General features: G+C 65.4%; 10 protein-coding genes. All 10 read left to right on the forward strand.

What is annotated here, in order from left to right; all coding sequences use genetic code 11:
- Positions 1-130: 130 nt before the first annotated feature.
- Entirely contained in the window at positions 131-1,453 is a 1,323-nt protein-coding gene (locus HNS03_RS01335; protein ID WP_367192509.1) for a PotD/PotF family extracellular solute-binding protein, read from the forward strand.
- A 76-nt stretch (positions 1,454-1,529) separates the two neighbouring features.
- Complete coding sequence (locus HNS03_RS01340; protein ID WP_367192511.1) at positions 1,530-2,393, forward strand: ABC transporter permease; 864 nt, start codon at positions 1,530-1,532, stop codon at positions 2,391-2,393.
- Positions 2,390-3,250: an ABC transporter permease gene (locus HNS03_RS01345; protein ID WP_367192512.1), complete on the forward strand. Its 861-nt coding sequence runs from the start codon at positions 2,390-2,392 to the stop codon at positions 3,248-3,250. The genes HNS03_RS01340 and HNS03_RS01345 overlap by 4 nt, the downstream gene beginning before the upstream one ends.
- 1 nt (position 3,251) lies before the next feature.
- Positions 3,252-4,376, forward strand: coding sequence for an ABC transporter ATP-binding protein (locus tag HNS03_RS01350; RefSeq protein WP_367192514.1), 1,125 nt, complete (start codon positions 3,252-3,254; stop codon positions 4,374-4,376).
- Positions 4,377-4,406: 30 nt separating this feature from the next.
- Positions 4,407-4,880 carry a (2Fe-2S)-binding protein gene (locus HNS03_RS01355; protein ID WP_367192515.1) on the forward strand — a complete coding sequence of 158 codons (474 nt, stop codon included), beginning with the start codon at positions 4,407-4,409 and terminating at the stop codon, positions 4,878-4,880.
- Positions 4,881-4,893: 13 nt separating this feature from the next.
- On the forward strand, positions 4,894-7,281 hold the full coding sequence (locus HNS03_RS01360; RefSeq protein WP_367192806.1) for a xanthine dehydrogenase family protein molybdopterin-binding subunit: 2,388 nt from the start codon (positions 4,894-4,896) through the stop codon (positions 7,279-7,281).
- A gap of 10 nt (positions 7,282-7,291) precedes the next feature.
- Positions 7,292-8,092, forward strand: a complete 801-nt coding sequence (locus HNS03_RS01365) for a xanthine dehydrogenase family protein subunit M (RefSeq protein WP_367192517.1) — start codon at positions 7,292-7,294, stop codon at positions 8,090-8,092.
- A gap of 11 nt (positions 8,093-8,103) precedes the next feature.
- Positions 8,104-9,558 carry an amidase gene (locus HNS03_RS01370; RefSeq protein WP_367192519.1) on the forward strand — a complete coding sequence of 485 codons (1,455 nt, stop codon included), beginning with the start codon at positions 8,104-8,106 and terminating at the stop codon, positions 9,556-9,558.
- 111 nt (positions 9,559-9,669) lie between these two features.
- A complete protein-coding gene (locus HNS03_RS01375; RefSeq protein ID WP_367192521.1) occupies positions 9,670-10,581 on the forward strand; it encodes a LysR substrate-binding domain-containing protein in 912 nt (303 codons plus the stop codon).
- Between the two features lie 130 nt (positions 10,582-10,711).
- The gene (locus HNS03_RS01380; RefSeq protein ID WP_367192522.1) at positions 10,712-13,192 is read left to right on the forward strand and encodes a mechanosensitive ion channel family protein; all 2,481 of its coding nucleotides are present in this window, start codon (positions 10,712-10,714) and stop codon (positions 13,190-13,192) included.
- Positions 13,193-13,238: the final 46 nt, after the last annotated feature.

Genomic DNA, 13,238 nt, shown 5'->3' on the forward strand with positions numbered 1-13,238 from the left:
CATTTGACCTTTAAATTAGTCTATTCTTCGCGCCACCGCCTAGCATCTCACTCAACTTGATCCTTCGCTCGACGATTTGCGACGCGCTGCTGTGAACGACCGCGGCAGCCGATCAGGAGGGGTGTGACCAATGACCAAAACTTCCAATGGAACCGGCACCGGCGATAAGGGGATTTCCCGGCGATCCGTGCTGAAAGGGGCGGCCGCCACGGCAGGCGCGGCTGTCGGCTCGGGCGCGATCACGGGCTTTCCAACGATCTGGGCCCAAGAAATCAAGGATATCGAGCTGACCCATGTCGGCGTGTCCTACTCCGTCGTGAAGGCGATCGGCGACCAGGCGTCGAAGGATCTCGGCTTCAAGGTGACGATGCAGAATCTCGACACCTCGGCCGCGATCAACCGGTTCATCACCCAGCCGAACTCGGTGGACATCGCCGATGTGGAAGGCTGGCAGGCCAAGCTCGCCACCAAGCGCGGCGTGATCCAGGGCATCGAGCGGGCGAAGATCAAGCAATTCGACAACATCCTGCCCATCTTCACCAAGGGTGAGATCGCCGGCTTCGAGATCCCGCGCCAAGGCATTTCGCCCTATGAGGCGATGTATATCGAGGCGCCGGATTCCACCGAGCTGCACGAGGGCGTCACCGATTGGATGACCTTCCTGCCCCAGGTCTACAACGCCGATTCCATCGGCTACCGGCCCGACCTCGTCGGCCACGAAGTGACCGAATGGAAGGAGCTGATCGACCCGAAATACAAGGGCAAGGCGGCCATTCTGGACGTGCCCGCGATCGGCATCATGGACGCCGCGCTCTGCTTCGAAAGCGCCGGGCTGATCGAGTACGGCAACAAGGGCAACATGACCAAGGAGGAGATCGACAAGACGATCGACGCCTTGATCCAGTTGAAGCGTGACGGCCACTTCCGCGCCACCTGGACCACCTTCGACCAGTCGGTGAACCTGATGGCGGCTGGCGAAGTGATCATCCAGTCCATGTGGTCGCCGGCCGTGGCCGCCGTCCGCGTCAAGGAAGTTCCCTGCATCTATGCGCCGGTGAACCGCAAGAACGGCAAGGAAGGCTATCGCGGCTGGTGCAACGGCATGGCGCTGATGAAGCACCTGTCGGGCAAGAAGCTCGACGCCGCCTACGAGTATCTGAACTGGTACCTCTCCGGCTGGCAGGGAGGATTCGTGGCGCGCTACGGCTACTATTCGCCGGTACCGGACACCGCCAAGGAGTTCCTCACGCCGGCCGAGTGGGCCTACTGGTACGAGGGCGAGCCAGCCCCGGCACCGATCGACGACCCCTACGGCGTGCCGATGGAGCCGGCCGGCGCCAAGCGCGACGGCGGCTCGTTCCTGGACCGCGTCACCAACATCTCGTGCTGGAACACGCTGATGGACGAGGCGGCCTACATGAACAAGCGCTGGAACGAGTTCAAGGTCGCCTGATCCGGGCGTTCGTGGCCACCAAAATTTCGGGGCGGCCCGCCGCCCCGATCCTTTCCGACCTCATGGAGTTCCGATCATGGCCAAGCGCGCCGACGCGTTCGGATGGCTTGCGGTCACCCCGCTTCTGCTCGTGCTGATCCCGTTCTTCGTCGTGCCGTTCGGCGTGATCCTGGCGGCGAGCGTGATGGAGACGGACGGCTTCGGCGGCATGATCCCGACAATCACCCTCGACAACTATCTCTACATCTTCAATTCGCGGCTGACCTTCGACCTCTACTTCGAGACCGCCAAATTCGCGGTGATCACCTGGGTCTTCACCACCGTCATCGGATTCTGGGTCTCCTACTTTCTCGTGTTCCACGTGAAGAACCCGCTGCTGGCGATTGGGCTGTTCCTGTTGTGCACGGTCCCGTTCTGGACCTCCAACATCATCCGGATGATCTCGTGGCTGCCGCTACTCGGGAAAGAAGGACTGATCAACCAAGGCCTGATGGGTGCCGGCGCGATCGACCAGCCGCTGACCTTCCTGCTGTTTTCCAGCTTCGCGGTGATCGTCGCCTACGTGCACCAGCTCACGATCTTCATGATCGTGCCGATCTTCAATTCCATGGCGAAGATCGACAAGTCGCTGATCGAGGCCGCTCTCGATGCCGGTTCCAGCCGTCTCGACATCATGCGCTACATCATCGTGCCCATGTCCAAGACGGGCATCGCGCTCGGCTCGATCTTCGTCCTCTCGATCGTGATGGGCGACTTCTTCGTGGTGAAGGTGATGTCCGGCGGCGGCTCCGCCTCGGTGGTCGGCGCGCTCTACGAGGATGTCGGCGTGCTGCAGTATCCGTCCGCCGCCGCCAACTCGATCATTCTCACCGTCATCGTGTTCGCCGTCGTCTTCGCCATCCTGCGTGTGGTGGACATCCGCAAGGAGATCGCCCGATGAGCGGCCCGACGCGCAAAAGTGCCGAGCCGCGTACGGGCCGGCCCTGGACCTTCTACATCCTCGCCGCCTTCTTCATCTTCTACGTGGTCGCGCTCTACGCTCCGATGATCTCGATCTACATCCTGTCCTTCCAGGATGTCCGCGGCGCGCTGGTATTCCCCATGAAGGGCCTGTCGCTGCACTGGTTCGTCGACCTGTTCACCCAGGTGCGCACCGGCGACGTGAAAGGTTCGTTCGACCGCTCCATCAAGCTCGCCCTGATCGTGACAGCGCTGACGGTGGCGGTGTCCTTCCTCGCCGGCCTCGCCTTCCGCCGGCGCTTCTGGGGCGATACCGCGGTATTCTACGTGATGATCGGCAGCCTGGTTGCGCCCGGCCTGGTGCTGGGCCTCGGCGTCGGACTGATGTTCAACTTCCTCGGCCTGCAGCCGACCTGGTACACCTCCGCCCTCGGCGCCCAGCTCTCCTGGACCCTGCCGTTCGGCGTCCTGATCATGTTCGCCGTGATGTCGCGGTTCAATTCCGCCTGGGAGGAGGCCTCGCGCGATCTCGGCGCCTCGCCGCTCCAGACCGTCTGGCTGGTGGTGCTGCCGATCCTGCTGCCGGGGCTCGTGGCCGTCGCGCTGTTCGGCTTCACGCTCTCCTACGACGAGTTCGCCCGCACGCTGCAGTCGGCCGGCTCGCTCAACACGCTTCCGCTCGAGATCTGGAGCATGACGCTCAACGTGACCTCGCCCGCGCTCTACGCGCTTGGGACCGTCACCACCGTCGTCTCCTTCCTCATCATCGGCCTGGCGCTCGGATCGATCGTGCTGATCCAGCGGCGCCGGGCGGCGCGCATCGACAACGAGGCCTGATATGGAATCGAACCCGACCTCGCCCGGACGCGGCGCCATCGAACTTGCCGGCATCGTGAAATCCTACGATGGCCAGTCGAGAGCCGTGGACGGCGTCAACCTGAAGATCCCCGACGGCGCCTATTGCTGCATCCTCGGCCCATCCGGCTGCGGCAAGTCCACCATCCTGCGCATGATCGCGGGTCACGAAGACCCGACCGACGGCGAGGTGCTGATCGGCGGTGAGAACGTGGTCGGGCTGCCACCGGTCAAGCGGCGCACGGCGATGATGTTCCAGTCCTACGCGCTGTTTCCGCATCTCTCGGTACGCGACAACATCGCTTACGCGCTCCGGGTGCGCGGAATGGGGAAAAAAGAGCGCTACGAGCGTGCCCAGGCGATGATCGAAAAGGTGCAGCTCGGCACCTTCGCCGAGCGTCTGCCCGGCCAGCTCTCCGGCGGTCAGCAGCAGCGCGTCGCGCTAGCGCGCGCCGCCATCACCGAACCGCGGGTCCTGCTTCTCGACGAGCCGCTGTCGGCGCTGGACGAGCATCTGCGCATTCAGATGCGCACCGAGCTCGCCTCCATGCAGAAGGACCTAGGCATTACCTTCGTCCACGTCACCCACACCCAGCTCGAGGCGATCGCGCTGGCCGACCTCGTCGTGGTGATGGAGAAGGGCCGGATCAAGCAAGCCGGCCCCGCCCGCGAGGTCTACATCTCGCCCCGCGACCGCTACGTCGCGGAATTCATGGGTGGGCAAAACGTCATCGCCGGCCGGGTCGAGGCGGTGAATGGCGTGCGCGCCACCGTGGCCCCGCGTGACCGCGACCCGATCGAGGTCGCGATCGACGGCAAGACCCGTATCGAGCCCGGCTCCTCGATCGATATCGCCATCCGCCGCGACGACATCGAGCTGATCCGCCCCGACAAGCGCCTGGACAGCCCCGGTCGCGCCGCCGTCTCCAGCCGCATCACCGCGATCGAATACCAGGGCAACTTCGTGAAGGTCATGCTCGATACCAGCGAGGATGTCGCCTTCATCGCCTTCGTTCCCGAACGCCGTTTCTTCCAGGATCCGATGCACGTCGGCGACGTGGTCTACGCCTCCTGGGACATCGAACACGCCCACCTGATGGCGCAGTAAAACAGTCGAAAAGTAGAAAGGTCGCCCGCCATGAACGTCAGTTTCGTCCTGAACGGCAAGCCGATGAGCGTCGATGTGGAGCCGTCGACGCGGCTGGTCGACCTGTTGCGCGAGACCCTGGACCTGACCGGCACCCATATCGGCTGCGACACCAGCCAGTGCGGAGCCTGCCTGGTGATGGTGGACGGCGAGTCCATGAAAAGCTGCGCGCTGCTCGTCGCCTCGCTCGAGGGCGCGGTGGTGACCACCGTGGAGGGGCTCGCGAGCCCCGAAGGCGAGCTGCACCCGATGCAGCAGGCCTTTCGCGAAAATCACGGTCTTCAGTGCGGCTTCTGCACGCCCGGCATGCTGATTGCTGCGGTCGACTTCGCCAACCGCCATCCGTCGCCCACCGAGGCGGAGGTCCGCGGCTGGCTGGAAGGCAACATCTGTCGCTGCACCGGCTACCAGAACATCGTCAAGTCCGTGCTGGCCGGCACCGCCGCCATGCACCAAAGCGTGTGAGAAAGGGATGACCATGACGTCGATCGGAATTGGCGAGGCTCCCAAGCGGAAGGAAGACGTCCGGTTCCTCACCGGCAAGGGCCGCTACGTCGCCGACATCAAGCTGCCGAACATGGCGGCCGCGATCTTCGTGCGCTCTCCGTTCGCCCATGCGCTGATCAAATCGGTGGACACGGACGCCGCCAAGGGGGCGGAGGGGGTGGTCGCCGTCTTCACCGGCGCCGAAATGGATGCCGATGGAGTCGGCGGCCTGCCCGTCGGCTGGGGCATCACCGGTTCGGACGGCGAACCCATGAAAGAGCCGCGCCATCCGCCGCTCGCCGTCGACAAGGTCCGCCATGTCGGCGATCCGGTCGCCGTCGTGATCGCCGAAACCCCTGAGATGGCGCGCGCCGCGGCCGATCTCGTCGCCGTCGACTACGAGCCGCTGACGCCGGTCGTCTCCATGATCGAGGCGCTGAAGCCCAGCGCGCCGCTGGTCCACGAAGATGTGCCGGAAAATCTCTGCTGCGACTGGTCGCTCGGCGATGCCGCGGCGGTCGACGACGCCCGCGCCAAGGCCGCCCACATCGCCCGGATCGAGCTGGTCAACAACCGGTTGATCGGCAACCCGATGGAATCGCGCGCCGCGATCGCCGACTACGACCGCGCCCGCGACCACTACACCCTCTACACCACCAGCCAGTTCCCCCATGTGGTGCGCTTTCTGATGGGCGGGCTGGTGCTGAACATTCCCCAGCACAAGCTGCGGATCGTGGCGCCGGACGTGGGCGGCGGCTTCGGCGTGAAACAGTTCCACTACGCGGAAGAAGCGGTGCTGACCTGGGTGGCCGGCAAGATCCGCCGGCCGGTCAAATGGGTCAGCGACCGTTCGGAGGGCTTCATCTCCGACCGCCAGGGCCGGGATCACGTGACGGAAGCGGAACTGGCGCTCGACGCCGACGGCAAGTTCCTGGGCCTCTGGGTGCGTACGCTCGCCAACATGGGCGGCTATCTCTCCACCTTCGGGCCGAACATTCCGACCAACCTCTACGCACCGCTTCTGTCCGGCGTCTACAAGATGCCGGCGATCTATTGCGAGGTGAAGGTCGTCTTCACCAACACGCTGCCGGTCGACGCCTATCGCGGCGCCGGGCGGCCGGAGGCGACCTTCGTCCTGGAGCGGCTGGTGGACGTTGCAGCGATCGAGACCGGCATCGACAAGGTGGAGATCCGCAAGCGCAACATGATTTCCGCCGACGAGTATCCCTACCAGACGCCGGTGATCGTGGAGTATGACAGCGGCGATCCCATGGGCTGCCTGGAGAAGGCGATCGAGGTGGCCGACATTGCCGGCTTCGAGGCGCGTCGGCACGAGGCGGCCCAGCGCGGCAAGTATCGCGGCCTAGGACTTGCGACCTACGTGGAAGCCTGCGGCCTCGCCCCGTCCCGGCTCGCCGGCCAGATGGGCGCGCGCGGCGGCCTCTACGAAAGCGCCACCGTTCGCGTGCATCCCACCGGCCATGTCTCGGTGATGATCGGAACCCACAATCACGGCCAGGGCCACGAGACCACGTTTGCCCAGATCGTTTCCGACCAGCTCGGCGTGCCGTTTGAGGATATCGACATCGTCTTCGGCGACACAGACCGGGTGCAGTTCGGCATGGGGACTTATGGCTCGCGCTCGCTGGTGGTGGGCGGCGCGGCTCTGGCAAAGGCTGGCGACAAGGTGATCCTGAAGGGCCGCAAGATCGCCGCCCATCTTCTGGAGGCCGGCCTCGACGACATCGTCTTCGAGAAAGGCGACTTCAAGGTCGCCGGCACCGACCGCTCCAAGTCCTTCGCCGAGATCGCGGGGGCGGCCTACGTCCCCCACAACTATCCGCTGGAGGTGCTGGAGCCGGGTCTTGAGGAGCAGGCCTACTACGACCCGATCAACTTCACCTATCCCGGCGGCGCGCACTTCTGCGAGGTCGAGATCGACCCGGATTCCGGCGAGATCGAGCTGAAGAGCTATGTCGCCGTCGACGATGTCGGCACCATCATCAACCCGATGATCGTCGAGGGCCAGCTTCACGGCGGCATCGTTCAGGGCATCGGCCAAGCGCTGTTCGAGCACGGGGTCTACGACGAGGAGAGCGGGCAGCTCATCTCCGGCTCGTTCATGGACTACTGCATGCCGCGCGCTGACCAGCTCCCGTCCTTGACGATCTCCCCGCACACCACGCCGTGCGCCCACACCCCAATGGGCGTGAAGGGCTGCGGCGAGTGCGGAACGATCGGCTCGCCGGCCGCCGTCATCAACGCCGTGGTCGACGCCCTGAAACCGCTCGGCATCACCCATGTCGACATGCCGGCGACACCGAACCGGCTCTGGAACGTCATCAGAAACGCGCGCCCGACAAGCGTCGCGGCAGAGTGAGGGAAACGCTATGGGATTTGCGCTGCACCGGCCGTCCTCGCTGGAGGAGGCCGCCCACCAAATCGCCGGGGCAGAGGACGGAAAGTTCCTGGCCGGCGGGATGACGCTGTTGCCGACGATCAATCAGCGGCTCGCCGCACCGAGCGATCTCGTCGACCTCTCGACGCTTCCCGATATGGTCGGCATCGCCATCGGCGACGGCACGTTGACGATCGGCGCGTTGACACGCCACGCCGACGTCGCCGGTTCGCCCGATGTCCGCTCCACCCTCCCGGCGCTCGCGAGCCTTGCCGGCGGTATCGGCGACCCGCAGGTCCGCCATCGCGGCACCATCGGCGGATCCATCGCCAACAACGACCCGGCGGCGGACTATCCGGCTGCCGTTCTCGGTCTCGGCGCGACCGTGATCACCAACCGGCGCGAAATCCCCGCCGACGCTTATTTTCTCGGCTTGTTCGAGACGGCGCTGGAGGCCGACGAGATCGTCACGTCGGTGCGCTTTCCGGTCCCTTCCGCTGCCGGCTACGCCAAACTGAAGAGCCCGGCGTCGCGCTTCGCCCTGGTCGGCGTGTTCGTCGCCCGCTTCGCCGATGGCGTCCGGGTGGCCGTGACCGGTGCCGGCCCGTGCGTGTTCCGCGTCCCCGATCTTGAGGAGGCACTGACGGCCGCGTTCGAGACGCACGCGCTCGATCGCTTGTCGATCGATTCCAGTGGACTCAACTCCGACATCCACGCCGACGCCGACTATCGCGCCCACATGGTCATGGTGATGGCCAAGCGCGCCGTCGCCTCAGCGCTCGCTGCCCGATAGGAGCATCCGACATGTCGCAGTCGATCGTGAGCGGCGCGCAGGCGACCGCTCCGCAGGACCTCGCGTGCCTATCGGCCGTCGAGCTGGTGGCCGGTTTCCGCTCCGCCGCTTTCTCGCCGAGCGAGGTGATGGCCCAGGTGATCGGCCGTCTGGAGACGGTGGACGCGGCCTGCAACGTGGTCGTGACCGAGCTCTACGACCAGGCGACGGCGGCGGCGGAGGCCGCCACGGCCGCCTATCGCAGCGGCGCCGTGCTCGGCCCGCTCGCCGGTGTACCGGTCACCATCAAGGACCTGGTGTTCGTGAAGGACGTGGTCGCAAAGGGCGGCGCGCCCTCGCTGGCCGACTTCGTGCCCAAAGCCGACGCCCATGTGGTGGCCCGCTTGCAGGAGGCGGGCGCCATCATCACCTGTAAGACCACCACGTGCGAGTCCGGCTACAAGCTCACCGCCGACAGCCCGGTGACCGGGATCACCCGCAATCCGTGGTCGACCGACCGCACCAGTGGCGGCTCGTCGGGCGGCGCGGCGGCGGCCGTCGCCGGCGGCGGCGGGCCGATCGCGGTCGGCACCGATGGCGTCGGCTCCATCCGCGTTCCCTCTTCCTTTTGCGGAGTGTTCGGCATCAAGCCGACCTACGGGCTCGTCTCCCGGGCGCCGGGCTTCTTTCCACCGTCCTGGGGCAGTCTCGCCCACACCGGCCCGATTGCCCGCACGGTGGCCGATGCCGCCACCATGCTGGAGGTGCTCGCCGGCTACGACGCGCGCGATGCCGCCTCGTTCCCGTCGGCCTACCACTTCGACACGGCTGGCGACGGCTCGCTCAAAGGCCTCGTGATCGGCATCTCGCCCGACCTCGGCTACGCCGCGGTCGACCCGCAAGTCGCCGCCGCGTTCGAGGCCGCGGTCGCGACGCTTTCCGAGCTCGGCGCCGACGTTCGCCTTCTGGAAACCGGCATCGCGCCGAACATTCTGGAAGACATCCTGCAGCCGATCGCCTTCGCCGAGCAGGCCGCCTCCGTTGGGGAGCGCGACGATCAAGCCTTCGATGCCTCCGACCCGGACTTCCTGAAGGTGATCGCCCGCGGCCGAACCTATAGCGCCGTCGACTATGTGGAAGCCTCGCACCGGCGCTCCAAGCTGCGCGGACGGTTCCTGGAGCTGTTCGGCTCCGTAGACGTGATCGCGACCCCGACCGTCGCCGTCACTGCCTTCGCTGCAGGCACGCTTGGCGTCGATCGCATCGACGGACGCCCCGTCGACCCGCATCTGGGATGGTCGCCCTTCACCTGGCCCATGAACCTGGCCGGCCTTCCGGCGGCGAGTCTCCCGTGCGGCTTCGACACCGACGGCCTGCCGATCGGCCTGCAGGTGGTCGCGCCCTGGCTACAGGAGGAGCGGCTGGTGACCGTGGCGTCCGCGTTCGAGCTGGCCCGGCCGTGGGCTCAGCACTGGCCGGCGCTTTGATCCCTCAAGATGGCGCGCATCTTGCTTCCGTGCGCTGTTGACGATCGCGTGCGGCGTCTGCCCGAGACGCAGACGCCGCCGTGACTGAGGAGGGAATGGGCTGAAGCCAAGATGAGCGCCCTGACGTTCGACATCCGCGTCCTCCGCTCCCTGCTGTCGATTGCGGAAACCGGAAGCGTCACCGAGACGGCGCGGCGGCTGGGGCGCACCCAGCCCGCCATCACGCTGCAATTGAAGCGGTTGGAGGACTTGAGCGGACGCGTCCTGTTTCGCCAGGAAGCGCGGCGGATGGTTCTCACCCGCGACGGCGAACTGATCCTCACCTACGCCAAATCGATCCTCAGGACCCATGACGAGCTGGTTTCCAAGCTCGCCTCCGACGAGATCGAAGGCCAAGTGGTGCTCGGCACCCCCGACCTCTATGCGGCCTACGTGCTGCCGGACGTGCTTTCCCATTTCCGCAAGGAATTTCCACGCATCCAGGTCCAGCTTCAGTGCTCGCTCTCGACCCCGCTGGTGAAGCTCGTCCATCGCGGCGAGGTCGACGTTGCGCTGGTCACCCGCATGAACGATTTCACAGGCGGGCAGGTGGTGCATCGCGAACAGCTCATCTGGATCACCGGCGAGCAATCCACCGCCCACGAAGAGAGCCCGGTCCCTCTCGCGCTGCTGCCGCCGGGAAACATCTTTCGCGACCACGCCATCGAGGCGATGGAGGCAAGCGGACGCCCCTGGCGCATCGCCTGCATTTCCGAAAGCGTGTCCGGACTGCAGGCCGCGGTTTTCTCCGGTATGGCCGTCACCGTGCTCGGGCGCCATGCGATCGTGCCCGGCATGCGCGAAATCTCTCCCAGCGACGCCTTCCCGCTGCTGCCGAAAGTGGAGATGCTGCTCTATAAATCGCGCTCGGCGGTCAACCCGGCCGCCCGCGCTCTGCACGAATATCTGAGCTTCTATCTTGGCTCGACCACGGAGGAGGCTGCGCGCGCCGCACCGCACCCCTCCGACATCTTCGGCAAATAGCGTAGCTTGGCCGCGAAAGGGTTCCATTGGCACCGGCAATGGTGTTGGTTGGCGCCGGCAAGACCGACGAAGCGATCTGTGGGGCGACATGAGGCAGACGGTTGCGGACGGAATTCGGCGGATATCAAGGATGTTCGCCCCAATCGTTCCCCTGCTCCTCATCACGCTGGCGCCGGCCCTCGCCGCCGACCCGAACTGGGGCGGAAACTGGGATACCCGCTGGCCGGAGGGCGGCGCGCTTCTGACCCTGAAGCAAACCGACGACCATGTCGTGGGCGCCTACCCGCTCTATTCCGGGACGATCGAAGGAACCGTTGACGGCCGGCGGTTGACCGGAACCTGGACGGAGCCGGACGAGACCGGCGACTTCGTCTTCGTGTTGTCGGAAGACGGCAGCAGCTTCATGGGCCGGTTCGGCCAGGACGTCTGGTGGACCGGCGCACGCGTTACGGCGGAGAGCATCGACGCGGAGACCAACATCTCCCAGGCCAATCCGGCCGACGTGCTGCACGCCTTTATGGTCATCTCCGATGCGGTCGAAAACGGGCAGCTCGAATATCTGGACAACGCCGTCTCGCTGCTCGACTTCGGAAATGGCGACCTTGATCGCCGCGACGAGCTCAAGGAAACCGCGCTCCTCGGCCTGGTGATCGAACAGCTACAGTTCCAACTCGACGATATTCGCCAGGAAACCCAGTCGGCGAGCGGCGAAGCGACCGTGACGCTTACGCGCTACGATGATCAGACCTTCGATCTGACCTTCGTTCAGAAAAATGGCGATTGGTTCATCGAGGTCCCGCCCGAGCAGGACCTCGAAAACAAGCTTTCAGCACTTTTGGCAGACACCGGCGGCCGCGTGCCGCCGATCAATCACATCTTCAAGATGCGGACGCCCCGCGACACCATAGAAGCGTTCATCGATTCCATGCGCGTGGGTCCGGGTGGCCTGGATACGGCGATCGCGACTCTCGACCTCTCCGAGTTGAGCCCGGTCGCCAGGGACCGGGAAGCGACCCTGATCGCGGAATATCTAGAGCAGGTGCTCGCGCGGATCGGAGAAGTCGTCTACCAGGAAATCCCCAACGATCCCGACAGCCAGACGCCCTACATCCACTTCACGCATCCCATGGGCGATATCGCAATTGCGCCGGTTGAGACGGACGACGGCGTGCAGTGGAAGTTCACGCCGGATACGCTGCGTTCCGTCCGCCAGCTCTTCACCGCGACGGAGGACATGCCGCCGGCTCCGCGCGTGCTGCCGCTCTATCGGCCCGAACCCGCCGTTTTCTTCAAGATCCGCAGTGTCCTCGGCGATCTGATGCCGCGCCTCTTGGAGCCGCTCGGGCCGTTGGAGATTTGGCAGTGGGTGGCAATGGTCGCGGTGTTTCTGTTTGCTGTGATCGCGACCGGGCTGATCAGCCTGGTGTTGATGCTTTTCAGGCGCCTGTTCGCAAGCGGCGAACCGACCAGCGAGGAAAGCGCCTTCAGCTCGGCTCGGTTCGCCGTCTGGGGCGTCCGGCTCCTGGTGTTCGGGTTGATCAGCTATGGGGGCTTGGTGCTGCTGGGGCTACCGGATAGCTATGCCAGCATCGTGCTCGCCGTTGCCGTGATCGCGATGATCGCCGGCGCAGTCCCGATCGAGTTCTGGATCGTCAACGGGATCCGAAGCTGGCTCGACGACGCCGGCGTCATTTCCGAGCGCGGCGACATCCTGGCCTCGCTCCTGGTCGGCGTGGTCAAGGTGGCCATCGTTCTCGGCAATCTCCTGCTCTTGGCCGAAGCGCTGAACATTCCCTACGGCGCGGCACTCGCCGGCTTCGGTATCGGTGGTCTGGCTGTCGCCCTCGCCGCGCGCTCGACGCTGGAGAACGTGATCGCCGGCTTCATTCTGTTTGCCGACCGGCCGCTGGCCGTTGGCGATTTCTGCCGCTTCGGCGACCGCATCGGCACGGTGGAACGGATCGGCATCCGCTCCACCACCGTCCGCACCCTGGATCGGACCATCGTCTCGGTGCCGAACGCCGACTTCGTCAACATGCACCTGGAGAACTACGGCAAGCGCGACCGTATCCTTCTGAGCAAGACGATCTCGCTACGTTACGAGACCACACCGGATCAGCTCCGCTACGTGCTGGTGGAGTTGCGCAAGCTCCTCATCGGCCACCCGAAGGTGACAGACGACCCGGCCCGCGTGCGCTTTGCCGGCTTCAGCGAGGACGCCCTCGATATCGAGATCTTCGCCTATGTCCAATCCACCGATTGGTCGGAGTTCCTGGCGATCCGTGAAGATCTGTTCCTGCGCATCATGGACATCGTCGAGCGTTCCGGAACGGCCTTCGCCGTGCCCGCGCAGACCGTCTATTTCGGCCGCGACCGGGGCCTAGACGCCGAGCGCGCGGCGGCGGCGGAAAGCACAGTGAACGACTGGCGCCAGGGCGAGCGTCTGCCGTTCCCGAACCTGACCGCCGCGGAGATCACGGAAATCGAGAATTCGCTCGCCTATCCGCCCGAAGGCACACCGCCGATGTCCGAGCAGGTCGGCGCAGGCCAGATGAAGGCCCATCGCGCTCGGCGCACCTTCTGGTCGTTCGCGCGCGGGGGACGAACCTGAACCGCCGCGGCTCGATTGTGCGCTGCATTGCTCCAACGCAATGTCG

The organism is Amorphus sp. 3PC139-8 (assembly GCF_040750475.1).
Taxonomy (GTDB): domain Bacteria; phylum Pseudomonadota; class Alphaproteobacteria; order Rhizobiales; family Amorphaceae; genus Amorphus.